The 21,916-nt window shown below is 72.2% G+C and carries 23 protein-coding genes and 1 pseudogene; 15 read left to right on the top strand and 9 right to left on the bottom strand.

All coding sequences use genetic code 11. From position 1 onward, the window contains the following. Positions 1–24 precede the first annotated feature (24 nt). The 3 genes from ACZ5NW_RS22285 (at position 25) to ACZ5NW_RS22275 (ending at position 2,522) form a co-directional block, all read left to right on the top strand. Positions 25–771 (top strand): SDR family NAD(P)-dependent oxidoreductase, encoded by a 747-nt coding sequence (locus tag ACZ5NW_RS22285; RefSeq protein WP_468745650.1) that lies wholly within the window; start codon positions 25–27, stop codon positions 769–771. Further along, positions 768–1,838 (top strand): threonine aldolase family protein, encoded by a 1,071-nt coding sequence (locus ACZ5NW_RS22280; protein ID WP_468745612.1) that lies wholly within the window; start codon positions 768–770, stop codon positions 1,836–1,838. Before ACZ5NW_RS22285 ends, ACZ5NW_RS22280 begins: the two co-directional genes overlap by 4 nt. Before the next feature lie 90 nt (positions 1,839–1,928). Next, on the top strand, positions 1,929–2,522 hold the full coding sequence (locus ACZ5NW_RS22275; protein ID WP_468745611.1) for a transglutaminase-like domain-containing protein: 594 nt from the start codon (positions 1,929–1,931) through the stop codon (positions 2,520–2,522). Here the strand turns inward: ACZ5NW_RS22275 and ACZ5NW_RS22270 are convergent. Next, positions 2,506–3,399 (bottom strand): LysR family transcriptional regulator, encoded by an 894-nt coding sequence (locus tag ACZ5NW_RS22270; RefSeq protein ID WP_468745610.1) that lies wholly within the window; start codon positions 3,397–3,399, stop codon positions 2,506–2,508. The two genes, ACZ5NW_RS22275 and ACZ5NW_RS22270, sit on opposite strands and share 17 nt — an antisense overlap. 219 nt (positions 3,400–3,618) lie before the next feature. On the opposite strand from ACZ5NW_RS22270, the gene ACZ5NW_RS22265 reads away from it, so the two are divergent. Then, positions 3,619–4,509: an SDR family oxidoreductase gene (locus tag ACZ5NW_RS22265; protein ID WP_468745609.1), complete on the top strand. Its 891-nt coding sequence runs from the start codon at positions 3,619–3,621 to the stop codon at positions 4,507–4,509. Positions 4,510–4,570: 61 nt separating this feature from the next. Here ACZ5NW_RS22265 and ACZ5NW_RS22260 read toward each other — a convergent pair whose 3' ends face one another. Next, positions 4,571–5,302 (bottom strand): lysophospholipid acyltransferase family protein, encoded by a 732-nt coding sequence (locus tag ACZ5NW_RS22260; protein ID WP_468745608.1) that lies wholly within the window; start codon positions 5,300–5,302, stop codon positions 4,571–4,573. A 190-nt stretch (positions 5,303–5,492) separates the two neighbouring features. Then, positions 5,493–5,909: a DUF4395 domain-containing protein gene (locus ACZ5NW_RS22255; protein WP_468745607.1), complete on the bottom strand. Its 417-nt coding sequence runs from the start codon at positions 5,907–5,909 to the stop codon at positions 5,493–5,495. A 76-nt stretch (positions 5,910–5,985) separates the two neighbouring features. Here ACZ5NW_RS22255 and ACZ5NW_RS22250 point away from each other — a divergent pair, with 76 nt between their 5' ends. From ACZ5NW_RS22250 to ACZ5NW_RS22235, 4 genes are all read left to right on the top strand, one after another. After that, positions 5,986–6,399 carry a TlpA family protein disulfide reductase gene (locus ACZ5NW_RS22250; protein ID WP_468745606.1) on the top strand — a complete coding sequence of 138 codons (414 nt, stop codon included), beginning with the start codon at positions 5,986–5,988 and terminating at the stop codon, positions 6,397–6,399. Between the two features lie 210 nt (positions 6,400–6,609). After that, positions 6,610–7,119 carry a flavin reductase family protein gene (locus ACZ5NW_RS22245; protein ID WP_468745605.1) on the top strand — a complete coding sequence of 170 codons (510 nt, stop codon included), beginning with the start codon at positions 6,610–6,612 and terminating at the stop codon, positions 7,117–7,119. 219 nt (positions 7,120–7,338) lie between these two features. After that, the gene (locus tag ACZ5NW_RS22240) at positions 7,339–8,127 is read left to right on the top strand and encodes an electron transfer flavoprotein subunit beta/FixA family protein (protein WP_468745604.1); all 789 of its coding nucleotides are present in this window, start codon (positions 7,339–7,341) and stop codon (positions 8,125–8,127) included. 57 nt (positions 8,128–8,184) lie between these two features. Then, the gene (locus ACZ5NW_RS22235; protein WP_468745603.1) at positions 8,185–9,147 is read left to right on the top strand and encodes an electron transfer flavoprotein subunit alpha/FixB family protein; all 963 of its coding nucleotides are present in this window, start codon (positions 8,185–8,187) and stop codon (positions 9,145–9,147) included. A gap of 37 nt (positions 9,148–9,184) precedes the next feature. Here ACZ5NW_RS22235 and ACZ5NW_RS22230 read toward each other — a convergent pair whose 3' ends face one another. Then, entirely contained in the window at positions 9,185–10,126 is a 942-nt protein-coding gene (locus ACZ5NW_RS22230; RefSeq protein ID WP_468745602.1) for an endonuclease/exonuclease/phosphatase family protein, read from the bottom strand. A 181-nt stretch (positions 10,127–10,307) separates the two neighbouring features. On the opposite strand from ACZ5NW_RS22230, the gene ACZ5NW_RS22225 reads away from it, so the two are divergent. Continuing rightward, entirely contained in the window at positions 10,308–11,612 is a 1,305-nt protein-coding gene (locus ACZ5NW_RS22225; RefSeq protein WP_468745601.1) for a DUF6986 family protein, read from the top strand. A gap of 103 nt (positions 11,613–11,715) precedes the next feature. Continuing rightward, positions 11,716–12,144: pseudogene (locus ACZ5NW_RS22220) on the top strand (protein kinase domain-containing protein); the annotation flags it as partial. 134 nt (positions 12,145–12,278) lie between these two features. On the opposite strand, the gene ACZ5NW_RS22215 reads toward ACZ5NW_RS22220, so the two are convergent. Together ACZ5NW_RS22215 and ACZ5NW_RS22210 are read right to left on the bottom strand one after the other, a co-directional pair. Beyond that, a complete protein-coding gene (locus ACZ5NW_RS22215) occupies positions 12,279–13,028 on the bottom strand; it encodes a S1 domain-containing protein (RefSeq protein ID WP_468745600.1) in 750 nt (249 codons plus the stop codon). Between the two features lie 7 nt (positions 13,029–13,035). Next, on the bottom strand, positions 13,036–14,097 hold the full coding sequence (locus ACZ5NW_RS22210) for a LacI family DNA-binding transcriptional regulator (protein ID WP_468745599.1): 1,062 nt from the start codon (positions 14,095–14,097) through the stop codon (positions 13,036–13,038). 246 nt (positions 14,098–14,343) lie between these two features. Between ACZ5NW_RS22210 and ACZ5NW_RS22205 the strand changes: the two genes are divergently transcribed. The 3 genes from ACZ5NW_RS22205 (at position 14,344) to ACZ5NW_RS22195 (ending at position 16,805) form a co-directional block, all read left to right on the top strand. Next, a complete protein-coding gene (locus ACZ5NW_RS22205; protein ID WP_468745598.1) occupies positions 14,344–15,294 on the top strand; it encodes an ROK family protein in 951 nt (316 codons plus the stop codon). A gap of 123 nt (positions 15,295–15,417) precedes the next feature. Next, complete coding sequence (locus ACZ5NW_RS22200; RefSeq protein WP_468745597.1) at positions 15,418–15,615, top strand: hypothetical protein; 198 nt, start codon at positions 15,418–15,420, stop codon at positions 15,613–15,615. 146 nt (positions 15,616–15,761) lie between these two features. Beyond that, entirely contained in the window at positions 15,762–16,805 is a 1,044-nt protein-coding gene (locus tag ACZ5NW_RS22195; RefSeq protein ID WP_468745596.1) for an NUDIX hydrolase, read from the top strand. Between the two features lie 80 nt (positions 16,806–16,885). Here the strand turns inward: ACZ5NW_RS22195 and ACZ5NW_RS22190 are convergent, their stop codons facing one another. After that, positions 16,886–18,241: a M20/M25/M40 family metallo-hydrolase gene (locus ACZ5NW_RS22190; protein WP_468745595.1), complete on the bottom strand. Its 1,356-nt coding sequence runs from the start codon at positions 18,239–18,241 to the stop codon at positions 16,886–16,888. Positions 18,242–18,435: 194 nt separating this feature from the next. Between ACZ5NW_RS22190 and ACZ5NW_RS22185 the strand changes: the two genes are divergently transcribed. Continuing rightward, positions 18,436–19,677 carry a geranylgeranyl reductase family protein gene (locus tag ACZ5NW_RS22185; RefSeq protein ID WP_468745594.1) on the top strand — a complete coding sequence of 414 codons (1,242 nt, stop codon included), beginning with the start codon at positions 18,436–18,438 and terminating at the stop codon, positions 19,675–19,677. A 149-nt stretch (positions 19,678–19,826) separates the two neighbouring features. Here the strand turns inward: ACZ5NW_RS22185 and ACZ5NW_RS22180 are convergent, their stop codons facing one another. Then, positions 19,827–20,276, bottom strand: coding sequence for a nitroreductase family deazaflavin-dependent oxidoreductase (locus tag ACZ5NW_RS22180; RefSeq protein WP_468745593.1), 450 nt, complete (start codon positions 20,274–20,276; stop codon positions 19,827–19,829). Positions 20,277–20,445: 169 nt separating this feature from the next. On the opposite strand from ACZ5NW_RS22180, the gene ACZ5NW_RS22175 reads away from it, so the two are divergent. After that, the gene (locus ACZ5NW_RS22175; RefSeq protein WP_468745592.1) at positions 20,446–21,156 is read left to right on the top strand and encodes a TetR/AcrR family transcriptional regulator; all 711 of its coding nucleotides are present in this window, start codon (positions 20,446–20,448) and stop codon (positions 21,154–21,156) included. A gap of 14 nt (positions 21,157–21,170) precedes the next feature. On the opposite strand, the gene ACZ5NW_RS22170 is transcribed toward ACZ5NW_RS22175, so the two are convergent. Continuing rightward, a complete protein-coding gene (locus ACZ5NW_RS22170) occupies positions 21,171–21,866 on the bottom strand; it encodes an SDR family NAD(P)-dependent oxidoreductase (protein ID WP_468745591.1) in 696 nt (231 codons plus the stop codon). Positions 21,867–21,916: the final 50 nt, after the last annotated feature.

Below are 21,916 nucleotides of genomic sequence, written 5' to 3'. Positions count from 1 at the left end.
AACACTGCTCAGGAGGCGAAGAACATGGGGAACGGGGCTCTCAGCGGTGCGGTGATCGCGGTCGCCGGAGCCGGCGGACCCGCCGGACGGGCGGCGCTGCTCCGGCTGGCCGAGGCCGGAGCGACGGTCGTCGCCGCCGACAACGACCCGGAACGGCTCGCCGAGGCCGTGGACGCGGCGCGCTACGCCTCCGGCGGCGCGACCGTCACCGGCGAGACGGTGGACCTGCTCGACCTGGAGTCGACCCGGGACTGGGCCGCCCGCACCGAGAAGGAGTTCGGGCGGGTCGACGGCCTGGTCCACCTCGTGGGCGGCTGGCGCGGCAGCGAGACCTTCACCAAGACCAGCCTCGACGACTGGGACTTCCTGGAGCTGCTGCTCATCCGCACCGTGCAGCACACCTCGCTCGCCTTCCACGAGGCGATCCAGCGCAGCGACCGCGGCCGCTACGTCCTGATCAGCGCCGCCGGCGCGAGCCAGCCGACCGCCGGCAACGCCGCGTACGCCGCGGGCAAGGCGGCCGCCGAGGCGTGGACGCTCGCCATGGCCGACTACTTCCGCAAGGCCGGGGGCGAGCAGGGCCCCACGTCGGCGGCTGCGATCCTGGTGGTGAAGGCGTTGGTGCACGACGCGATGCGCGCCGAGCGCCCCAACGCGAAGTTCGCGGGCTTCACGGACGTCAACGACCTGGCCGAGGCCATCGTCGGCGTCTGGGACAAGCCCGCCGCGGAAGTGAACGGACAGCGCCTGTGGCTCACCGAGAAGCCGTGAACCCTCCCAGGACCGACGCGCGTCGGCATCACGACCCGGAGATCCGTGGCTTCGCCAGCGACAACTACGCCGGGGGGCATCCGGAGGTGATGGCCGCCCTGGCGCTGGCCAACGGCGGCCATCAGGTGGCGTACGGCGAGGACGAGTACACCGAGAACCTCCAGCGGATCATCCGCAGCCACTTCGGTCCCACGGCCGAGGCGTTCCCGGTCTTCAACGGCACCGGCGCCAACGTCGTCGCGCTCCAGGCGGTCACCGACCGCTGGGGCGCGGTGATCTGCGCCGAGAGCGCCCACATCAACGTGGACGAGGGCGGCGCCCCCGAGCGCATGGGCGGCCTGAAGCTGCTCACCGTGCCCACGCCGGACGGCAAGCTCACTCCGGAGCTGATCGACCGGCAGGCCTGGGGCTGGGAGGACGAGCACCGCGCGATGCCGCAGGTCGTGTCGATCACCCAGAGCACCGAGCTGGGCACCCTCTACACGCCCGACGAGATCCGCGCGATCTGTGAGCACGCCCACGCGCACGGCATGAAGGTGCACCTGGACGGCTCCCGGATAGCCAACGCGGCCGCCTCCCTGGACGTCCCCATGCGGACGTTCACCAACGCGGTCGGCGTCGACATCCTCTCCCTGGGCGGCACCAAGAACGGCGCCCTGTTCGGGGAGGCCGTCGTCGTGCTCAACCAGGACGCCGTGCGCCGGATGAAGCATCTGCGCAAGCTGTCCATGCAGCTGGCCTCCAAGATGCGTTTCGTCTCGGTGCAGTTGGAGGCGCTGCTCGCCAAGGACCTCTGGCTGCGCAACGCCCGCCACGCCAACGAAATGGCCCAGCGCCTCGCCGAGGGCGTCCGCGCGGTGCACGGCGTGGAGATCCTCTACCCGGTGCAGGCCAACGGCGTCTTCGCCCGGCTGCCGAACGACGTGAGCGAGCGGCTTCAGAAGCGCTTCCGCTTCTACTTCTGGGACGAGGCGGCCGGGGTCGTGCGCTGGATGTGCGCGTACGACACGACCGAGGACGACGTGGACGCGTTCGTGGCGGCGCTCAAGGAAGAGATGGCGCGCTAGCCGGACCACCCGGTCGAAGATCTGCATAGGTATGCGGCCACCTGAAAAGTCATTGACGATCGGGTGGTCGCATTCCTATGCTCCGCGGGCATGGAGCTGATCCAGAACACCCCTGACCTGTCCGCTTACTTGGCCGCCGACGAGGCCATCGACCATCACCATCCGGTGGTGCGGCAGACGGCCGCACAGCTGGCGCGCGACGCCGAGGACTCGTATGCCTATGCTCGGCTGGCGTTCGAGTTCGTGCGCGACACCATTCCCCACGCACAGGACTCGGGGGATCCGCGCGTCACCTGGCGCGCCTCCGACGTGCTGGAGCAGCGGACCGGCATCTGTCATGCCAAGGCCCACGCGCTGACCGCGCTGCTGCGGGCCGAGGACATCCCCACCGCGCTGTGCTACCAGCAGTTCGACGTCGTCCACGGACTCGTCGCCGTGCGCTTCCACGGCGCCTGGCACCGCCAGGACCCGCGCGGCAACAAACCCGGTGTCGACGCCCGATTCTCCCTGGACGGCGAGCGGTTGGCCTTCCGGCCCGACCCCGCCGCGGGGGAGCTGGACTACCCGGACCTCTACGCCGCACCGCACCCGGACGTGCTGAGCGCCCTCCGGGCCGCCCCCGACCGGGACCACCTCGCCAGGGCGCTGCCGACGCGGCTGCGCGCCGTCACTCCGGCCCGGTGAGCAGTGCCTGGGCCGACTTGCGGAAGTCGGCCACCAGCCGCCGGCGGTCGTCGGCCCGGGTCGCCAGGACGACATGGCTCGGCTCCACGCCCACCACCGGCACCGTCGTCAGGTCGGGGCGCAGGCTGCGGGTACGGGGGAACGGGACGAGGGCCACCGCCCTGCCGTCGGCGACGAGCTCCAACTTGTCCTCGATGGCGTCCACCAGCGGCCCGTCGGGCGCCCGGCGGCCGTCGGGGCGCGGGTCGACGCGCCAGTAGGCGTTCCACGCGTCGTCCCTGACCCGGGGCATCGGCTCCTCGGCGATGTCGTCGAGCGTGACGTGCTCCCGGCCCGCCAGCCGGTGCCCGAGCGGTACGACCAGCACCCGCGGCTCGGGGTACAGGACCGTGACCCGCAGTCCGTCGGTGGGCAGTGGCAGCCGGGTCACGGCCGCGTCGACGCGGTGCGCGAGCAGCGCCTCCCTCGCCTCGTTCCACTCCAGGTGCACCGCGTGCACCTCGGCATCGGGGTGACGGGCGCGCAGGTCCCGCACCGCCGGGGTCACGATGATGTTCAGCGAGTAGCCGACGGTGATCGCATGGGGCTGCGCCGCGGCCCGGGTGTGCGCGGCGGCCTCTGCGGCCGAGCGCAGCAGCGCCTTCGCGCGCGGCAGGAAGACCTCCCCGGCCGCGGTCAGCCGGCTGCCCTGCGGGGTGCGGTCCAGCAGCCTGGCGCCCAGCTGCCGCTCCAGTCGGCGGATCTGCCGGCTCAGCGACGGCTGGGCGATGCGCAGCGCCTCCGCCGCGCGGCCGAAGTGCCCCTGCTCGGCCACGGCCGTGAAGTAGCGCACGAGACGCAGATCGAGGTCCGCCTCCGGCGGTGGTGTGGACGGCATGCCCCAACCGTAGCCGCCTCGGCCGACAGGCCCGTGTGAGCTGCGGTGATGCCTGGAACGCATTGCCCTGTACGAAACAGGTCTTGGACCGGGGCGCGGCCCCGGTCGCAGGGTGGAGCCATGAGTCGCGGGCCCGGTGCCGAAGCCGTCGGGCCGCGTTCTTCCCCCGATTCCCCCGATTCCCCTGATTCCGCTGATTCCAGCTGAGGAGTGCACCCTGTGCGTGTCTTCGTCACCGGCGCGACCGGCTTCATCGGCTCCGCCGTCGTCCGCGACCTGCTCGACGCCGGGCACGAGGTCGTCGGCCTCGCCCGCTCCGACCGGGGCGAGACGGCCCTGAAGGAGGCCGGCGCCGAGGTGCGGCGCGGGTCCCTGGACGACCTCGACGTCCTGCGCCGGGCGGCCGACGCCGCCGACGGCGTGATCCACCTGGCGTTCATCCACGACTTCGCGGACTACCCGGCCGCGGCGCGGGCCGATCAGCGCGCCATCGAGGCGATGGGCGAGGCCCTGGAGGGGTCCGGTCGGCCCTTCCTCGTCACGTCCGGCACGCTCGTCGTCCCCCCGGGCCGGATCGCCACGGAGGACACCCCGCTCGATCCGGGCGACCACGTGGTGCCGAGGAGGTCGGAACAGACGGGCCTCGCCTTCGCCGAGCGGGGCGTGCGCGCGTCGGTCGTCCGGCTCGCGCCGTCCGTGCACGGCGAGGGCGACCACGGCTTCGTGCCCCGGCTGATCGAGATCGCCCGCGAGAAGGGCGTCTCCGGCCACCCCGCCGAGGGGGACGGCCGCTGGCCCGCCGTGCACCGCCTGGACGCGGCCCGGTTGTACCGGCTGGCCCTGGAGTCGGCGCCCGCGGGCAGCCGGCTGCACGGGGTCGACGAGGAGGGCATTCCCGTACGGGACATCGCCGAGGCCATCGGGCGGCATCTGGGAGTGCCGGTCGTCTCGGTGCCCGCCGACCGGATGGACGACCACTTCGGCTGGCTCGGGCCCTTCTTCGCCCGCAACGCCCCGGCCTCCAGCACCCTGACCCGCGAACGGCTCGGCTGGCACCCCACCCACCCCGGCCTCCTGGCAGACCTGGCCGAGGGCCATTACTTCGCCTGAGCCGCGGGTGCCGTGACCCGGCTGTCGTGCGGTCGGCGCCTCAGCCGCCGCGGTCGGTGTCTCAGCCGCCGACCTCCGCCGCGCGGACCTGCTCCGGGGTGGGTGCCGTGCCGCCCAGGTGGGCCGGCATCCACCAGGTGTCGTCCGGTCCCTTGGGGCGTACCGGGTAGGCGCGCTGAGCGGCCTCCAGAAGCTCCTGGACGCGCTCGCGCAGCTGCCGGGTGATGGCGCCGGCGTACTTGTCCCGGGACGCCTCGATCGCCTCGCCCACCCGGATGGTGATCGGGGTGTGGCTGCGCTTGAAGTTGCGCGGGTGACCCTTGGTCCACAGCCGCTGCGTGCCCCACACCGCCATCGGGATCAGCGGGACACCGGCCTCCTGGGCCAGCCGCGCGGCACCCGACTTGAAGCTCTTCAGACAGAAGGACTGCGAGATCGTGGCCTCCGGGAAGACCCCGACGATCTCACCGGACCGCAGCGAGTCCAGGGCGTGCGCGTAGGCGGCCTCGCCCTGGTCGCGGTCCACGGGGATGTGCTTCATCCCGCGCATCAGCGGCCCGGAGATCCGGTGACGGAAGACGGACTCCTTGGCCATGAACCGCACCAGACGCTTCTGCGGGAGGGCCGCCAGACCGTCGAAGATGAAGTCGAGGTAGCTGATGTGATTGCTCACCAGGACCGCTCCGCCCGAGCGCGGGATGTTCTCCGACCCCTTGCAGTCGATCTTCAGGTCCCAGACCTTGAACATCGTCTTCGCGAGACCGACGACGGGACGGTAGACAAGCTCTGCCATGAGCGGGGCGGACCCTTCTTTCTCACTGCCTGGGAAAGGATCTCCCGGCGGGAAAGTTACGCAGCCGTAGGTTTACGGCATCTCGCAGATCGTGCCCGAAGAACGGCCGGACAGCCAGTCCTGGTGCCCTCCCACGGCGAGATCCTCGTCACGTGGGCTCCATGATCCACCTCGTGCTTTTAAGCGGCCTTTACTCCGCACGAACCGTCAGCCGCCGTACGAGCAGGTACATCTCGCACCCCAGGCAGTAGCCGAACGCGGCGTTGAGGAAGGCCGCCGCCAGCGCGGCCGCGGTCGCCGTGAGCCCCAGCCAGTCGGCGCCCAGCGTGAATCCGGCCAGCCCCACGGCCGCGAAGACCAGCCCGACCGCCTGCGCGAACCGCGGCGGTTCCGGAGCCTCGAACTCGGTCGGCGGGCCGATGCGCGGCCGTACGGCCTTCCGGAACAGCCAGCCGTACGGGGACCGGCCGACCCCGCCCGCCGCGCCCAGCGCGAACGCGAGCGTCTGCCACGCCAGCAGCCAGGCGCTGCCGGTGACCAGGACGACCGCGAGGACTACGGTCGTCACGGCCGCCCCGAAGCGCGGCCCCCTCACATCGATGTCCATGAATCAAGCATTCCGCATGGGTGGCGACCGGGGGAGAAGGGAATCTTTGCAGTCTCGTGAACGCTGGAGCTGGGTGATGACCGGACTGGTGGTGTGCGTGGCGGTGCTCGCGGCGGCGAGCGCCTACGGAGTGCTGCAACGGCGGCGGAGCGGGAGAGTGCGGGTGCGCGGGCGCGACGAGGACAAGCGGCTCGGGGCCGACCGGCTGGGCGGTGAACTGGGCGAGCGGGCCACGCTGGTGCAGTTCTCCAGCGCCTTCTGCGCGCCCTGCCGGGCCACCCGCCGGGTGCTGGGTGAGGTGGCCGGCATGGTCCCCGGGGTCCATCACATCGAGATCGACGCCGAGGACCGGCTGGACCTCGTCCGCGAGCTCGACATCCTCAAGACGCCGACGGTGCTGGTGCTGGACGCCGGCGGACGGGTCGTCCGGCGGGCCACCGGGCAGCCCCGCAAGGCGGACGTCATCGCGGCGCTCGGCGAGGCCGTGTGAGGCAGGGGTCCTGACGGTGAGGCATCTCCCACATCTCGGAACGCACTTGACTGGGCGCGCCACCTATCGTCAGCCTGACCGTATGCCTCAGGAACTCCTTCTCTACGGGCGGGTCCACGTCGACCTGGCCCGTAGCACCGCGAGCGCGCGCTGTCCGGCCCGTTGAGCACCTTCGGACACCCACGCCACTCCTCGCAGAAGGACAACTCCATGACGGCCACGTCCGACCTGGGCGCCGCCCGGCTCGCCTCCCCCGACCTGCTGCGCTCCGTCTTCCGGCGGCACGCGGCCGGAGTCGCCGTGATCACCGCGCCCGGCGTCGCCGGCCCGGTCGGCTTCACCGCCACCTCCCTGACCTCCGTCTCCGCCGAGCCTCCGCTGATCTCCTTCGGCATCGGCACCGGTGCCTCCAGCTGGCCGGCGATATCCCGCGCCGAGCACATCGGCGTCCACCTCCTGGGCGAGCACCAGCAGGACCTGGCCGCCACCTTCGCGCGCAGCGGCGCCGACCGCTTCGGAGCGCCCACCGCCTGGCGCGAGGGCCCCCAGGGCGTCCCCGTGCTGGACGACGTGCTGGCCTGGCTGGTCTGCCGCGTGGTCACCCGGGTGCCCGCGGGCGATCACCGGATCGTGCTGGCCGAGGTGGTCCTCGGTGACCCCACGGGAGCGGGCCGGCCCCTCCTGTACCACCAGGGCCGCTTCACCGCTCTGCGCGATTGATCACTGCCCGGCTCTCCTGCGAAGGCGTCCAGTTCCGGTTACGCTGCGTTGCAAAGGTCACAGTTCAAAGCGCTTGCTTAGCGGGGACGAACTGGGTGTACTGACGAGTAATATTCCGGTCGGAGCGTGGTCCGCCCCGATCCGGGAACGGCCGCTTCAGGCGCCTATGCTGCCTGCAAGTAGGCAGCCGAGAACTGACGATGCAGTAGGAGAGCCGGCGTGAGCTTGAGGATCGTTGTCACTGTGAAGTACGTGCCCGACGCCACTGGCGACCGGCACTTCGCCGATGACCTGACCGTCGACCGGGACGACGTCGACGGTCTGCTCTCCGAGCTGGACGAGTACGCCGTCGAGCAGGCGCTCCAGATCTCGGAGAACTCCGACGACGACGTCGAGGTCACCGTCCTGACGGTGGGCCCGGAGGACGCCAAGGACGCGCTGCGCAAGGCGCTGTCCATGGGCGCCGACAAGGCCATCCACGTCGAGGACGACGACCTGCACGGCACGGACGCCATCGGCACGTCCCTGGTGCTGGCCAAGGCCATCGAGAAGGCCGGTTTCGACCTGGTCGTCTCCGGCATGGCCTCCACCGACGGCACCGGCGGCATCGTCCCGGCGCTCGTGGCCGAGCGGCTGGGCGTCCCGCAGGTCACTCTGCTGTCCGAAGTCTCGGCCGAGGACGGCGTCGTCAAGGGTCGTCGCGACGGCGACACCGCCTCCGAGCAGCTGGAGGCGTCCCTGCCGGCCGTCGTGTCGGTCACCGACCAGTCGGGCGAGGCGCGTTACCCGTCCTTCAAGGGCATCATGGCGGCCAAGAAGAAGCCGGTGGAGTCCTGGGACCTGTCCGACCTCGACATCGAGGCGGAGGAGGTCGGCCTCGACGGCGCCTACACCAAGGTGGAGACCGCGGCCGAGCGTCCGGCGCGCACCGCCGGCACGATCGTCAAGGACGAGGGCGAGGGCGGCAAGCAGCTCGCCGAATTCCTCGCGAGCCAGAAGTTCATCTAAGGGCTCCCGAGCCTGACCGCCCCTCAGACGTCGTAATCCGCAAGGAGATCCATTCCCATGGCTGAAGTCCTCGTCTACGTCGACCACGTGGACGGCGCCGTCCGCAAGCCCACCCTGGAGCTGCTGACCCTGGCCCGCCGCATCGGCGAGCCGGTCGCCGTCGCCCTCGGCGCCGGTGCCGAGAACACCGCCGCCGCGCTCGCCGAGCACGGTGCGACCCGCGTCCTGACCCACGACGCCTCCGAGTACGCCGACTACCTGGTCGTCCCGAAGGTCGACGCGCTCCAGGCCGCCGTCGAGGCCGTCTCCCCGGCCGCCGTGCTCGTCCCCTCCTCCGCCGAGGGCAAGGAGATCGCCGCCCGTCTGGCGCTGCGCATCCACTCCGGCATCATCACCGACGCCGTCGACCTGGAGGCCGGCGACGAGGGCCCGGTGGCCACCCAGTCGGTGTTCGCCGCGTCCTTCACCACCACCTCCCGCGTGATCAAGGGCACCCCGGTCATCACGGTCAAGCCCAACAGCGCCGCCGTCGAGGCCGCCCCGGCCGCCGGCGCGGTCGAGGCGCTCGCTGTCACCTTCTCCGACAAGGCGACCGGCACGAAGATCACGGGCCGTACGCCGCGTGAGTCGACGGGCCGCCCGGAGCTGACCGAGGCCGCGATCGTGGTCTCCGGCGGCCGTGGCGTCAACGGCGCCGAGAACTTCCCGATCATCGAGGCGCTCGCCGACTCCCTCGGCGCGGCCGTCGGCGCCTCGCGCGCCGCGGTGGACGCGGGCTGGTACCCGCACACCAACCAGGTCGGCCAGACCGGCAAGTCGGTCTCGCCGCAGCTGTACATCGCCAACGGCATCTCCGGCGCCATCCAGCACCGCGCCGGTATGCAGACCTCGAAGACCATCGTGGCCGTCAACAAGGACCCCGAGGCCCCGATCTTCGACCTGGTCGACTACGGCGTCGTCGGCGACCTGTTCGACGTCGTCCCGCAGCTGACCGAGGAGATCAAGGCCCGCAAGGGCTGATCCCCGCCCCCGGGCGCCCGAAGGCCCCCGTGACCGCTCAGGTCGCGGGGGTCTTCGCCGTCCCCAGGCGCAGCGAGACGCGCACCGGCAGATGGTCGCTGGGCCACTGTCCGTCGCGCGAGAAGGTGTCGACCGATGCCCGCAGGACGGTCACGTCCGGGGTCGCCAGGATCCAGTCGATGCGGTCGCCGTACGGCTTCGGCGGACGCCAGGCGTGGAAGGTCGCGTACGCCGGTCCGCGCCGGGCCGCCGTGTCCCAGGTGTCCCGCAGACCGGCGCCCAGAAGGGTGGCGTAGACCGGGCTCCGGTGGGCGATGGCGTTGAAGTCGCCGGTGACGACCAGGGGTTGGGTGCGGGCGATGCCGGGGATCCGCTCGGCGATGAGGGCGGCGGCACGCGCGCGTGCGTACATGCTCGCGTTGTCGAGGTGGGTGTTCAGGACGCAGAACCGCCGTCCGCCGGCGCCGAGATCGCTGAACCGCACCCAGGTGACCATGCGGGGGTGGCCGCCGCCCCAGGTGTTGGAGCCGGGCACGGTGGGCGTGTCGGAGAGCCAGAAGTGGCTGTAGCCGACCGGGACGAGCCGGCGGGTGTCGTAGAAGATCGCCATCGACTCGTCCTCGCCGCCGTCACGGCCGGTGCCGATCCAGTCGTAGTGCGGGCCGAGATCGGACTCGATGTCGGCGAGCTGGGGGCCCTGACCCTCCTGGGTGCCGATGACGTGCGGTGCGGCCCGGCGCAGCAGTTCGCGCATCACCGGACGGCGGGCGGCCCAGCTGTTGGGCTCCTCGGTGCTCGCGAAGCGGAGGTTGAAGGACATGACCTCCAGCGGCCCGTCCGGAGGCGGTTCGTCACCCGGCCGTCCCGCCGCGCGCCGGGCGTCGGAAGCGCGCACCGTCATGATCAGGGGTACGGCGACGGCGGCCGCGAGCGCGGTCCGTAACCCCGTGCGCCGCGTCACTCTCCCGGCGTCCGTCATGTGCTCCCCCTCCCCTCGCGAGTCAGGATGGGGGAGCGAACCGTTGTGCGAAAGAGGGCGTGGGGTGCGGGAGGGGCGCGGGTTCAGCTGGCGGACGGGGTGTTGACCCACGGGAAGATCCCCCGTTAGCTTCATTCTACGGATTGTTGATTCCGTAGAGCGGAAAACTGGAGGGTGTGGGATGGGCCAGGGCCAGCAGGAGACGGTGGCGACGAGCCTCGCGGGGGCCGTGAGCGAGGAGATCAGCGCCTCCCTCGCGCCGGTCGACGCCGAACTGGAGCGCCGCTACCCCGGGGACCCCGGCACCCGCCAGCCCGTCCACACCGTCTACGTCCCCGGTGACGTCTTCGCCGCCGACACCATCCGCTCCTGGGGCGACCGGGCCCTCGCCGCCCTCGACGAACACGCCCCGGACGCCGCCTCCTTCGCCGCCGTCCTCGGCCTCTCCGACGACCTCGCCGAACCCGTGTACACGCGCGTGCGGGCCAAGCTGGAGCGCGAGCCCGTCGAAGACCTCCGCGTCGACTTCGAGGACGGCTACGGCCCCCGCCCGGACGCCGAGGAGGACCGGGCCGCCGCCCGCGCGGCACGCGTCGTCGCCGAGGCGTTCCAGAACGGCACGGCGGCCCCGTACATGGGCATCCGCATGAAGTGCATGGAGGCACCGGTACGCGACCGGGGCATCCGCACCCTCGACATCTTCCTCACCGGCCTGATGGAGGCCGGCGGTCTGCCCGAGGGGCTGGCGCTGACCCTGCCGAAGGTGACGTACCCGGAGCAGGTGACCGCCATGGTGCGGCTCCTCGAAGCCTTCGAGAAGGCGCGCGGCCTCGACGCGGGCCGGATCGGCTTCGAGATCCAGATCGAGACCAGCCAGTCCATCCTCGCCGCCGACGGCACCGCCACCGTCGCCCGCATGATCCAGGCCGCCGAGGGCCGCGCCACCGGCCTGCACTACGGCACCTTCGACTACAGCGCCTGCCTCGGCGTCTCCGCCGCCTACCAGGCCAGCGACCACCCGGCCGCCGACCACGCCAAGGCGGTCATGCAGGTCGCCGCGGCGGGAACCGGGGTCAGGGTCTCGGACGGCTCCACCAACGTGCTGCCCGTCGGCCCCACCGAGCAGGTCCACGACGCCTGGCGACTGCACTACGGCCTCACCCGCCGCGCCCTCGCCCGCGCCTACTACCAGGGCTGGGACATGCACCCCGGCCACATCCCCACCCGCTACGCGGCCGTCTTCGCCTTCTACCGTGAGGGCTTCGCCCAGGCCGCCGCCCGCCTCGCCCGCTACGCCAACCGGGCCGGCGGCGACGTCATGGACGAGCCCGCCACGGCCAAGGCGCTCAGCGGCTATCTGCTGCGCGGCCTGGACTGCGGGGCGCTCGACCCGGCCGAGGTGACCCGGGCGACCGGGCTGACCCGGACCGCCCTGGAGGGCTTCGCGGCGCCCCGGCGCGGAGACCTGACGGCCTCGGCGCAGTGACGCCCGCGCCCCTGTCACCCCTGTACGGGCCACTCGCCCGCGCTGTCACTTCCGCCCCGTAGGCTGGACGCCACTCATCGGGTCGGTACAGGACGGGGCGGCGGTGTCTTCGGGGGAGCAGGGGCGGGCGGACAGCCGGACGGAAGGGACCGGCCGGCTGCTGGCCGGGCGCTACAGGGTCACGGCCCGGCTCGGGCGGGGTGGCATGGGCGTCGTCTGGAGAGCCCTCGACGAGGTCCTCGGCCGGGAAGTCGCCGTCAAGGAACTGCGCACCTACACCGACACCGACTCGCCCGAACTCGCCGGTCTGCGGCTGCGGATGCAGCGCGAGGCCCGCGCGGCCGCCCGGGTGCGCCACCCCGGAGTGGTCGCCGTGCACGACATCGCCGAGGTCGACGGGCGCCCGCTGATCGTCATGGAGCTGGTCGACGGTCCGTCCCTGGACGACGTCCTGCGGGCGCGCGGCACCGTGGACCCGCGCGAGGCGGCCCGGATCGGCGCGGAGGTCATGGACGCCCTGGCCGCCGCCCACGAACGTATGGTGGGCGAAGACCGACGACGACACCGGCAACACGGGCGTCTACGTCAGCGACGTGTACATCAAGGGCGGCGCCAACGACGCCCCCGTCCCCGGCCTCCCGCTCTGCTGAGCCTCAAGGACAGGCCTCAACGCGCCCGGCGCAGATGCTCCCATCCCGACGCCGTCACGAGTTTCTCCTCCGCGAACAACCGGGTGCCCCGGGCGCACAGTTCGGCGTCGGCCCGTGCTCGTGCGCAGAACTCCTCGGGGGTGACCCCGAAGAGTCGGCGCAACTCCGCCGAGCCCACGAGGAGTTCGGTGATCAGGGCACGCTGGCCCGGGTGCGTGCGGGGCGCCCCGGTGCCGTTGTGGAGAACGCCGTGGCGATTGACGTAGACGTACGCGCCGGGCAGTGACTCGCCGTCCTCCAAGCGGATCCGCACCTCGGGCGAGGGCAGCCAGACGCGGTCGTAGTTGCCGTCGGCCAAGAACACGCCCTCGCTCGCGTCGATCACCCTCAGCTGCTCGGCGTCCAGCCAGGTCAGGAACAACTCCTGTACGGCGGACGGCGAGTTGACCGGTGACGCGGAGACATAGCCGAGGCGGCTGACGTGCGCCGACACGCCGATCCCGAGCCCCGTCACCAGGGCCTTGACCATCGGGATGGGCGAGACGATCCCCGACTCGGCCATTTTGTGCCGCAGTTGGCCGGGGCAGGCGTTGGAGCCCACCGCGAGGACCGGTGTGCGGTCGGGGTGGATGAGGCGGTCCAGGGGCACTATCCGGTCCCCGGAGAGCAGGCCGGACGCCGCCGGCCAGGCGCCGGGATAGGTCAGGGGATGGTCGCGGGGCGCCCCGGCCAGGCCGAGGGACTCCAGCGTGGCTCCGATGTCCATGAACCTCTCAGTCCGCCGGCGGCAGTTCGCCCGAGCCTCGGGTGATCAGCCGGGTGGGCAGTTCGATGCGCTCGGGGACCACCAGTGAGCCGTCGAGCTGCCGGAAGAGCCGCTCGGCGGCCGTACGGCCCAGCGTCGCCGCGTCCTGGGCGACGACGGTGACCCCCGGCTGGAGCAGGTCGGCGAGTTCGATGTCGTCGAAGCCGACGAGGGCGACCCGGCGGGCATGCTCCGCGAGCACCCGGATCACGGTGACGGTGACGCGGTTGTTGCCCGCGAAGATCGCGGTGACCGGCGCGGGCCCGGACAGCATCTCCTCGGCCGCCCGCCGCACGCGCGCGGGGTCGGTCGCGCCGAGCGACATCCAGGAGTCCTCGGCGGTGATGCCGGCGTCCTCCAGGGCGGTCCGGTAGCCCCGCAGGCGCTCGGCGGCGGTGTGGATACGCGGCATGTCACCGATGAAGCCGATCCGCCGGTGCCCGTGCGCGACGAGGTGGGCGACGCCCTCGCGCGCACCGCCGTAGTTGTCCGACAGGACGCAGTCCGCGTCGATCCGCCCGGCTGGCCGGTCCACGAAGACGGTCGCCACACCCGCTCTGATCTCGGGTTCGAGGTAGCGGTGGTCGTCCCCGGCCGGGATCACCACGAGACCGTCCACCCGCCGCGCGCACAGCGCCAGCGCCAGCTCCTGCTCCCGGTCCGGGTCCTCCGCGCTGGAGCCGTTGATCAGCAGGGCCCCGTGCGCCCGGGCCACCTCCTCGACCGCGCGGCTCAGGGGGCCGTAGAACGGGTCGGCGAGGTCCTCCAGGACCAGTCCTATGCTCGCCGTGCGGCCCTTGCGCAGCACCCGCGCGCTGTCGTTGCGGCGGAAGCCGAGCGCCTCGATGGCCTCCTGGACGCGCCGCTCCGTCTCGGGCGTGACGCCGGGCTCGCCGTTGACCACGCGGGAGACGGTCTTCAGGCCGACTCCGGCACGGGCCGCCACGTCCTTCATGGTGGGACGATTGCCGTAGCGCGTCACCGAGACGCGGTCGGTGAGACGGTCGGTGCGGCGGGGCGTCTCGGGCACGATGCGGTGTCCTGTCCTGTTCGTCCACGGGCCCCGCGGCTCCCGGAGGGCGGTTCCCCTCGGGTCTGTGCTCCCTGGGGATGCGTGAGTCCCTTGGTTTGTATGAGGATGTGGCGTCGAGCATAGGCCCTGGACAACGTTGTCAGATGCGGGAGAGACTGTCCACCGCATTCTCCGGCCCACGTCCCCACCGCTGGACCGGCCAGCCCTTTTCCTGGTTGACGTTGACGGGGAGATCCCAGACTGATGCACACCGACCTCGTGGCCGCGCTCGACATCGGCGGCACCAAGATCGCCGGAGCGCTGGTGGACGGCGACGGCACGATCCTGGTCCGAGCGCAGCGGCCGACGCCCGCGCGGGAGGACGGCGAGACCGTCATGCGGGCCGTCGAGGAGGTGCTCGGCGAGCTCACCGCCTCCCCGCTGTGGGGCCGCGCGCACGCCGTGGGCATCGGCAGCGCCGGCCCCGTGGACGCCTCCACCGGCACGGTGAGCCCCGTGAACGTCCCCGGCTGGCGGGACTATCCGCTGGTCGAGCGGGTGCGGGCGGCGACCGGGAAGCTGCCCGTGGAGCTGATCGGCGACGGGGTGGCCATCACGGCGGCCGAGCACTGGCAGGGCGCCGCGCGCGGGCACGACAACGCGCTGTGCATGGTGGTGTCGACCGGCGTCGGTGGTGGCCTGGTGCTGAACGGGCGGCTGCATCCCGGGCCCACGGGAAACGCGGGGCACATCGGGCACATCAGCGTGGACCTCGACGGGGATCCCTGCCCGTGCGGAGCGCGCGGGTGTGTGGAGCGGATCGCCAGTGGGCCCCATATCGCGCGGCGGGCTCTTGAGGGCGGTTGGCGGCCAGGGGCCGACGGCGACACCTCCGCGGCCGCGGTGGCCGCGGCGGCTCGGGCGGGGGATCCGGTGGCCCTGGCGTCCTTCGAGCGGGCGGCGCAGGCCCTGGCGGCGGGGATCGCGGCGACCGCGACGCTGGTGGAGATCGACATCGCGGTGATCGGTGGGGGTGTGGGGAAGGCCGGGGAGGTGTTGTTCGCGCCGCTGCGGAAGGCGTTGGGGGAGTACGCGACGTTGTCGTTCGTGCGGGGGCTTTCCGTGGTGCCGGCGCAGATGGGGACGGACGCGGGGCTTGTCGGGGCCGCTGCGGCTGTGTTGGTGGGGCGGAACGTTCAGGCGGTTTCGCCGTAGGGCGGGCCGTGTGTTGCGGGGTGCGGGTGGTGTGGGGCCGGTCGCGCCCGCGCGGCGGAGCCGCACTGGGCGTCCGGGTTCCGGTGCGCGTGACCTCGCTGCCGGTTCGGCGTTGAGTTCGGCATGAAGAAGCGCAGCATGCTGGCCATTGCCTCCCTCGCCACCGGATTCGTCGTCGCGGCCATCACGCCCAGCCATGGGCTGGACGGTGGGGACGCCCTCAAGGACCTGAACGTCGGGGACACCCTCAGCACCGTCGACCACGTCGTCGCCCGCGACAGTCTGGCCGTGGACGAGGGCGCGCTGGGTCAGGGCGACTGAAGCGGACCCTCAAGCGGGCCGAGGCGCCGGCGGACCCCGGGAGGGGACGTCGGCGCCTCGGCGTTCCGCGCGCCCTCAACGGGAACTGGTTTCCGTGGCAGGGTGGAGCGGGCAAGCCCCAGGGGGCCAACAGAAGAGGGGGAAAAGTGACCGTCGTCTGGATCAACGGCGCGTTCGGTGCGGGGAAGACCACCACCGCACGGGAACTGATCGACCTGATCCCGAACAGTACGCTCTTCGACCCCGAGGTCATCGGCGCGGCACTGGGGCACCTGCTGCCGCCCAAACGCCTCGCCGACGTCGTTGACTTCCAGGACCTGCCGATCTGGCGCCGCCTCGTGATCGACACGGCGGCCGCGCTGCTCGCCGAGGTGGGCGGCACCCTCGTCGTCCCCATGACCCTGCTGCGCCAGGAGTACCGCGACGAGATCTTCGGTGGCCTCGCCGCCCGCCGCATACCCGTACGGCATGTGCTCCTGGCCCCGGCGGAAACGATCCTGCGCGCACGGATAGCGGGCCGTGAGGTACCAGCCGACCTGCCGGACGGAGAGATACGGATCCGGCAGTGGTCGTACGACCACATCGAGCCGTACCGCGCCGCCCTCGCCACCTGGCTCACGGCGGACGCCCACCTGGTCGACACCAGCGCGCTCAGCCCGTACGAGACCGCCGTGCGGGTCGCCGAGGCCGTGAGCACGGGCGAGGCGGCGGTCTGCGACATCGTGCAGACCCCGGAACCCACCGCGGAGACCCTGGCCGCCGGAGTGCTGCTCTTCGACGAGCACGACCGGGTGCTGCTCGTGGACCCGACCTACAAGCCCGGCTGGGAGTTCCCCGGCGGCGTCGTCGAGCCCGGCGAGGCGCCCGCGCGCGCGGGCATGCGCGAGGTCGAGGAGGAGACGGGCATCCATCTGACCGACGTACCCCGTCTGCTGGTCGTCGACTGGGAACAGCCCCGCCCGCCCGGCTACGGCGGCCTCCGCCTCCTCTTCGACGGCGGCCGCCTCGACCCCACGACCGCCGGCGCCGTCCTCCTCCCGGGCCCCGAACTGCGCGCCTGGCGCTTCGCCACCGAGGAAGAGGCGGCGGCCCTGCTGCCCCCGGTCCGCTACGAACGCCTGCGCTGGGCCCTACGCGCGCGTGAGCGCGGCACGGCGCTGTATCTGGAGGCCGGCGTGCCGGTCGGGTGACCGGCTGGGGCGCCCGCGGACCGACGCCCCTACGCCCTCTTCGGTTCGCCGCGCGGCCGGGCACGACCCCGGCGCCCGGGTCAGTTCGTCGCGTAGCCGCGGAGGAACAGGGCCTCCGCCACCGACAGGCGCTCCAGCTCCTGCGGGGAGACGCTCTCGTCGACCGCGTGGATCTGGGCCTCCGGCTCGCTGAGGCCGATCAGCAGGATCTCCGCGCTCGGGTACAGGGCGGCGAGGGTGTTGCACAGCGGGATGGAGCCGCCCTGCCCGGCGTACTGCATCTCCTGGCCGGGGTAGGCGATCGCCATCGCCTCGGCCATCGCCGCGTAGGCGGGGCTGGTGGTGTCGGCGCTGAACGGCTGGCCCTGGCCGATCTGCTCGGTGCTCACGCGCGCGTGCCACGGCGTGTGCGCCTCGACGTGGGCCTGGAGCAGCTTCGTCGCCTCCGCCGCGTCCACGCCCGGCGGCACCCGCAGGCTGATCAGCGCGCGGGCGCTCGCCTGCACCGACGGGGTGGCGCCCACGACCGGCGGGCAGTCGATACCGAGGACCGTCACCGCCGGGCGGGCCCAGATGCGGTCGGCGACCGTGCCGTCGCCGATCAGGTCGACGCCGTCGAGCACCCTGGCGTCCTGGCGGAACTGCTCGGCGTCGTACTGCAGACCCTCCCACGACGTGTCAGGGGTCAGCCCGTCGACCGTCGTCGAGCCGTCCTCGGCGCGCAGCGAGTCGAGTACGCGGATCAGCGCGGCCAGCGCGTCGGGCGCGGCACCGCCGAACTGGCCGGAGTGCAGGTTGCCCGCCAGCGTGTCGACCTGCACCCGGACCAGGGTCATGCCCCGCAGGGTCGAGGTGACGGTGGGCAGGCCCACCCGGAAGTTGCCCGCGTCGCCGATCACGATGGTGTCGGCGGCCAGCAGCTCCGGGTGCTCCTCGGCGTAGCGCTCCAGACCGCCCGTGCCCTGCTCCTCCGAGCCCTCGACGATGACCTTCACATGCACCGGCACACCGCCGTTGGCCTTCAGGGCGCGCAGCGCGAGCAGGTGCATGATCACGCCGCCCTTGCAGTCGGCGCTGCCGCGCCCGTACCAGCGGCCGTCGCGCTCGGTCAGTTCGAACGGCGGGGTGGTCCAGGCGGCCTCGTCCAGCGGCGGCTGCACGTCGTAGTGCGCGTAGAGCAGGACGGTCTTGGCGCCCTCCGGGCCGGGCAGGTAGCCGTACACCGACTGCGTGCCGTCGGGCGTGTCGAGCACGGCCACGTCCTGGAAGCCCTCGGCGGTCAGCGCGTCCTGGATCCAGCGCGCGGCGGCCTCGCTCTCGCTGCGGGGGAACTGGTCGAAGTCCGCCACCGACTTGAAGGCCACCAGCTCGGTGAGCTCCGCCCTGGCCCTGGGCAGCAGCGAGGCGACGGTCTCGGCGATCGGATTCGACGACATGGGCACGCTCCTTGTGGGTGCGACGTTGTACTGCGTGGGCGCACAGGTGTGCGTCACGACCGTGCGAGCGTACGCGCCTGATGGTGCGCGAGGCATCTCACGGTCGATGCTCCCACGTCGACCTCGGTGATCTCCGCCGTAGGATGCGGGGAGACGTCAGCGGCAGGCGACTGGATCGGGAGCAGCAGACCATCGTGAGCAGCGAGAACTCTTCGGCGGACGACGTACGGCAGGTGTGGGACGTCGTCGTGGTGGGTGCGGGACCCGCGGGGGCTTCGGCCGCGTACGCGGCGGCGGTCGCGGGGCGGCGCGTGCTGTTGCTGGAGAAGGCTGACCTGCCCCGCTACAAGACCTGCGGCGGCGGGATCATCGGCCCCTCCCGTGATGCCCTGCCGCCCGGCTTCGACCTGCCCTTCCGTGACCGGGTGCACGCGGTGACGTTCTCGAACAACGGCCGCTTCACGCGCACCCGCCGCTCCCGCCAGATGCTCTTCGGGCTGATCAACCGGCCCGAGTTCGACCAGCAGTTGGTCGAGCACGCGCAGAAGGCGGGCGCCGAGCTGCGGACGGGCGTCACCGTCACCCGGGTCGAACAGCACGGCTCCGCCGTGCCGGACCGGCGCACGGTCGCGGTCGTCCTCCAGGGCGGCGAGACGCTGCTGGCGCGCGCGGTCGTCGGCGCCGACGGCAGTGCCAGCCGCATAGGGGCGCATGTCGGGGTGAAGCTCGACCAGGTGGATCTCGGTCTGGAGGCGGAGATCCCGGTGCCGGAGACCGTCGCCGAGGACTGGAAGGGCCGGGTGCTCATCGACTGGGGCCCGATGCCGGGGAGTTACGGCTGGGTGTTCCCCAAGGGCGACACGCTGACCGTGGGTGTGATCTCCGCGCGCGGCGAGGGCGCCGCCACGAAGCGGTATCTGGAGGACTTCGTCGGGCGGCTCGGCCTCGCCGGGTTCGAGCCGAGCATCTCCTCCGGTCACCTGACCCGCTGCCGCGCCGACGACTCGCCGCTCTCGCGTGGGCGCGTGCTGGTCTGCGGTGACGCGGCCGGGCTCCTGGAGCCCTGGACCCGTGAGGGCATCTCCTTCGCTCTGCGCTCCGGCCGGCTCGCGGGCGAGTGGGCGGTGCGCGTCGCCGAGGCGCACGACGCGGTGGACGCCCGTCGCCAGGCGCTCAACTACGCCTTCGCGATCAAGGCGGGCCTCGGGGTGGAGATGGCCGTCGGCAAGCGGATGCTGACCCTCTTCGAGCGCCGTCCGGGTCTCTTCCACGCCCTGCTGACCGGCTTCCGTCCGGCCTGGCGGGCGTTCACGGACATCACGCGCGGCAAGTCCTCGCTCGGCGAGATGGTCCGCTCGCATCCCCTCGCCCAGCGCGCGCTCGGCGCAGTGGACCCCAAGCCGGCCGTGGCCGACGAGGCCGGCGCTGAAGCGTGATGGCCGGTCCTGGAGGGTGACGGCCGGTCCTGGAGGGTGACGGCCAGTCCTGGAGGGTGACGGCCGGCCTTCGACTGGTGATGGTCGGCCGCCGTCGACATTTTGGTGGCTCGCCGTCGACGGTGACGGTCGGCCGTCGACGGTGACGGTCAGCTCTCGACGGTGATACGGAAGACGGGGTGGTCCGGCGCGATGCGCAGCAGCTCGGTGTCCGGGGAGTCGGGGCCGACGCCGTTGAAGAAGACGCCGACCTCGGCCTTCCAGCGCTTGAGGTAGGCGCGCAGGAGAGGGACCTTGTCCTCGTCGGCGACCTCGGTCGCGGTGAACACGTCCACCTTCTTGCCGAGGTGCAGCTCGCCGCCGCCCGCGGCCCGCATGTTGTGCGTCCACTGGACGTGACCGCGCGGCGCGACCAGGTACTGCTGCCCGTCGACCGAGAGCAGGTTGACGGGGGTGGTCCGCCACTGTCCGCTCTTGCGGCCGCGGACGGCGAGGACGCGGGATCCCCACACGCTGAGGCCGCGCCGGGTCAGCCAGGCCACGGCCCGGTTGAAGACGTTGACGGTGAACCAGCCGGGCTTCTGGACGTGTGCGGACATGGCTGCTGCCTCCTGGGGCGGACCGGGCGAGCCCGGATGTTGTGAGCGGTGCTCTCGCTTGAGAGCAGTGTGCACGAGATCGGTGCTCCACCGCAAGAGCAGTGCTCTCTTTTTTGATCGGCGCTCACAAAGGTGTGCACTGCTCCGGTCTCATGGGAGACTGGCGTCCATGAGCAGCGCAACGCAGGGAGCCCGCGCCCGGGCCAGGATCGAAGTCACCGCCGCCATCAAGGAGGAGGCGCGCAGACAGCTCGTCGCCGAGGGCGCCGCCAAGCTGTCGCTGCGGGCCGTCGCCCGCGAGCTCGGCATGGTCTCCTCCGCGCTCTACCGCTACTTCCCCAGCCGCGACGACCTGCTCACCGCCCTGATCATCGACGCCTACGACTCCCTCGGCGAGGCCGCCGAGGCCGCCCACGCGGCCGCCGTCGACGCGGACGCCGGACCGGTACGGCGCTGGGTCGCGGTGTGTGAGGCGGTGCGCGGATGGGCGCTCGCCCATCCGCAGGAGTACGCGCTGATCTACGGCTCACCGGTGCCCGGCTACAGCGCACCCGAGACGACCATCACCCCGGCCTCCCGGGTCGGCCTCCTCCTGATCGGCATCGTCCGCGACGCCCAGCGCGGCCCCGGGGTGACCGCGGTCCCGCTCCCGCACGAGCTGCGCACCGAGGCGGAGCGCATGCGGGCCGACCTCGCCCCCGACCTCCTCCCGGACACCGTGGCCGCGCTGGTCGCGGCCTGGGCGCAGCTCTTCGGGCTGGTCGGCTTCGAGCTGTTCGGGCAGTTCCACCGGGTGGTGGAGGACCGCGAGGCGTTCTTCCGCCACGCCGTGACCCGGCTGGCGCTGGGCGTCGGCCTGCGGGACGTCTCCGCCCCGTAGTGCTCAGCGGTGCGTCACCAGCCCATCTCGCCGTGACGGTCGCGGAAGGTTCCGGTCGGTCCGTCCGCCCCGATGGTGGCGAGGTGGACGATGGCGTCGGTCCCCTCGGTCACCGTCTGCGTGCCGCTGTGCCCGTTGAAGTCGGTCGCGGTGTAGCCGGGGTCGGCCGCGTTCACCTTCACGTCCGGCCAGGACTTCGCGTACTGCGTGGTCAGCATGGTCACGGCGGCCTTCGAGGCGGTGTAGAGCGGCGCGATGAACTGTCCCTCGACGCGCGCGGGATCGTGGGTGGCCGCGAACGACCCCATGCCGCTGGACACATTGACGATGACCGGGTTCGCGGACTTCCGCAGCAGGGGCAGGAACGCGTGCGTCACCCGGACGATCCCCACGACGTTGACGCCGAACACCTCGTCGGCGTCAGCGGCCGTGATCTCGTCGGCGGCGCTGTGCGTCCCGAGGACACCGGCGTTGTTGATCAGGACGTCGATGCTCCCCTCGCGAGCGCTGATGTCGGCGGCCGCCGCGGCCACCGACGCGTCGTCGGTCACGTCGATCTGGACGAAACGGGCACCGAGTGCCTCCGCGGCCGCCCGGCCGCGCTGGGGATCACGAGCGCCGACGAGGACGGTGTGGCCGGCCTCGATCAATCGGCGGGCGGTCTCGAACCCGAGGGACCTGTTGGCTCCGGTGATGAATGTCGTGGTCATGCGTTCACTCTCGTCCGGCGGCGAGGGGACAACCAGGGCCCTGGGCGACG

It is taken from the genome of Streptomyces sp. NPDC032126 (genome assembly GCF_055580085.1).
This window is presented reverse-complemented; position numbering and strand designations above follow the sequence as displayed.

What these genes read in the sequence shown, in the direction of transcription:
- ACZ5NW_RS22285 (WP_468745650.1), top strand. Translation starts at nt 25, where the DNA reads ATGGGGAACGGGGCTCTCAGCGGTGCGGTGATCGCGGTCGCCGGAGCC.
- ACZ5NW_RS22275 (WP_468745611.1), top strand. Translation starts at nt 1,929, where the DNA reads ATGGAGCTGATCCAGAACACCCCTGACCTGTCCGCTTACTTGGCCGCC.
- ACZ5NW_RS22270 (WP_468745610.1), bottom strand. Translation starts at nt 3,399, where the DNA reads ATGCCGTCCACACCACCGCCGGAGGCGGACCTCGATCTGCGTCTCGTG.
- ACZ5NW_RS22260 (WP_468745608.1), bottom strand. Translation starts at nt 5,302, where the DNA reads ATGGCAGAGCTTGTCTACCGTCCCGTCGTCGGTCTCGCGAAGACGATG.
- ACZ5NW_RS22255 (WP_468745607.1), bottom strand. Translation starts at nt 5,909, where the DNA reads ATGGACATCGATGTGAGGGGGCCGCGCTTCGGGGCGGCCGTGACGACC.
- ACZ5NW_RS22250 (WP_468745606.1), top strand. Translation starts at nt 5,986, where the DNA reads ATGACCGGACTGGTGGTGTGCGTGGCGGTGCTCGCGGCGGCGAGCGCC.
- ACZ5NW_RS22245 (WP_468745605.1), top strand. Translation starts at nt 6,610, where the DNA reads ATGACGGCCACGTCCGACCTGGGCGCCGCCCGGCTCGCCTCCCCCGAC.
- ACZ5NW_RS22235 (WP_468745603.1), top strand. Translation starts at nt 8,185, where the DNA reads ATGGCTGAAGTCCTCGTCTACGTCGACCACGTGGACGGCGCCGTCCGC.
- ACZ5NW_RS22230 (WP_468745602.1), bottom strand. Translation starts at nt 10,126, where the DNA reads ATGACGGACGCCGGGAGAGTGACGCGGCGCACGGGGTTACGGACCGCG.
- ACZ5NW_RS22225 (WP_468745601.1), top strand. Translation starts at nt 10,308, where the DNA reads ATGGGCCAGGGCCAGCAGGAGACGGTGGCGACGAGCCTCGCGGGGGCC.
- ACZ5NW_RS22215 (WP_468745600.1), bottom strand. Translation starts at nt 13,028, where the DNA reads ATGGACATCGGAGCCACGCTGGAGTCCCTCGGCCTGGCCGGGGCGCCC.
- ACZ5NW_RS22205 (WP_468745598.1), top strand. Translation starts at nt 14,344, where the DNA reads ATGCACACCGACCTCGTGGCCGCGCTCGACATCGGCGGCACCAAGATC.
- ACZ5NW_RS22200 (WP_468745597.1), top strand. Translation starts at nt 15,418, where the DNA reads ATGAAGAAGCGCAGCATGCTGGCCATTGCCTCCCTCGCCACCGGATTC.
- ACZ5NW_RS22190 (WP_468745595.1), bottom strand. Translation starts at nt 18,241, where the DNA reads ATGTCGTCGAATCCGATCGCCGAGACCGTCGCCTCGCTGCTGCCCAGG.
- ACZ5NW_RS22180 (WP_468745593.1), bottom strand. Translation starts at nt 20,276, where the DNA reads ATGTCCGCACACGTCCAGAAGCCCGGCTGGTTCACCGTCAACGTCTTC.
- ACZ5NW_RS22175 (WP_468745592.1), top strand. Translation starts at nt 20,446, where the DNA reads ATGAGCAGCGCAACGCAGGGAGCCCGCGCCCGGGCCAGGATCGAAGTC.
- ACZ5NW_RS22170 (WP_468745591.1), bottom strand. Translation starts at nt 21,866, where the DNA reads ATGACCACGACATTCATCACCGGAGCCAACAGGTCCCTCGGGTTCGAG.